Annotated in this window: 1 protein-coding gene; it reads left to right on the forward strand. The window is 64.9% G+C overall.

The features are described 5' to 3' along the window. Positions 1-1,106: YhdP family protein (locus tag AC097P_RS24675; RefSeq protein ID WP_479613051.1), on the forward strand; the 1,106-nt coding region annotated here is incomplete at both ends.

A 1,106-nucleotide genomic window follows, 5' to 3' on the forward strand; every position in this document is an offset into this window, starting at 1 on the left:
CGGACATTCAAAACGCCACCTTCGCCTATGCACCCGCCTTTTTGTTGCCCAAGGACAGCCCGCCGTGGCCGGTGCTAAACGAATTGTCCGGCGACCTGCTGATCGACCGTGCCATGCTGCAGGTAAAAGGGGCCAGCGCTAGGGTGGTGGGCATGCCAGGCCTGCGCGTTGGCAAAGCGGATGCGGTGGTGGACAACCTGTACCGCGGCGCAACCGTATCGGTGGCGGTAGAGGCCCAGGGGCCATTGGGCGACTTACTGGGCGTTGTCAATGGCTCGCCATTGGGCCCGCTGATGGGCAAGGCACTGGACCGCGCCACAGCCAGCGGGCCGGCTGACTACAAGTTCAAGCTCGCCTTTCCGATCGCCGCGGTAGAGCGTGCCACGGTGCGCGGCAGTGTTGCACTAAACGGCAACGACTTGCAGATCACCCCCGACACCCCCCGTCTGGGGCGTGCACGCGGTGTCATCCATTTTTCGGATACCGGCTTTGCACTGACGGGCGCGCAGGCCCGTGCACTGGGTGGGGACGTCCGGTTAGAAGGTGGCATGAGCAGCCCTGGAAGTGCCCACCCTGTGCCCGGCATCAAGGCGCCTGCACCCCAACAGTTGCGTATGCAGGGCAGTGTGACCGCAGAGGGGCTGCGCCAAGCCCGTGAGCTGGGGTTTGCCGCCGGCCTGGCACAGTACGCCAACGGCACGTCCAACTACACGGCCAGTCTGGGCGTCAGGGCCGGCGTGGCCGAGCTGAGTATCAACAGCAACTTGGTCGGTATGGCGCTGAACCTGCCCGCACCTTTTGCCAAAGCCGCCGACGCCCCGTTACCGCTGCTATTGGAAACCGCCGCAGTGAAGGCGTCTCTGGCAGCGGGCAGTGACGGTGTGTTGCATGTGCAAGACCAAATTCAACTTGACGTGGGCAAGCTGGCCAGCATCGTGTTTGTGCGGGATGTATCCGGGGCAGAGGCGCGTGTGCTGCGGGGGGCCATTGCCGTTGGCCTGGCGGCCGACGAGTCAGCCCCCTTGCCATCGGAAGGGGTGGTGGCCAACGTTAACCTGGCCAAACTGGACCTGGATGCCTGGTCCGAGGTGCTGTCGCGGGCCGCG

This window comes from Rhodoferax sp. ZS1R8, assembly GCF_056521325.1.